Origin of the sequence: Rhizobium ecuadorense (assembly GCF_001187535.1) — a bacterium.
Taxonomy (GTDB): domain Bacteria; phylum Pseudomonadota; class Alphaproteobacteria; order Rhizobiales; family Rhizobiaceae; genus Rhizobium; species Rhizobium ecuadorense.
In genome coordinates this window covers 1-244 of the sequence record NZ_LFIO01001308.1, presented here as the reverse complement: position 1 = coordinate 244, position 244 = coordinate 1, and the positions used below count along the sequence as shown (strand labels likewise).

The window sequence follows — 244 nt, the reverse complement described above, 5'->3', positions numbered from 1 at the left end:
CGTCCACCGACCATCGATCGCCGAGACGCCACCGCACGGCAGTCTGCAGTGCCCGGCAATCCGTCGATATTCATGCCTTTGCGAATGGCTCCTTGCGGAAGGCCGAGAATATCAAGCGTGCGTGAATTGAAAGCCGTCACCGTACCGGCAGGATCAAGCAGAACAATGCCCTGAGGCAGGCTCTCCAGAATGGATTCAAACGAGTGTGACATCATCCGGCCCTGCTTCAGATCTGGCGCGTTTG

The 244-nt window shown here is 57.8% G+C and carries 1 protein-coding gene; it reads right to left on the bottom strand.

What is annotated here, in order from left to right:
* Positions 1 to 215: PAS domain-containing protein (locus AF337_RS28810; RefSeq protein WP_152971221.1), on the bottom strand; the 215-nt coding region annotated here is incomplete at its 3' end.
* Positions 216 to 244: the final 29 nt, after the last annotated feature.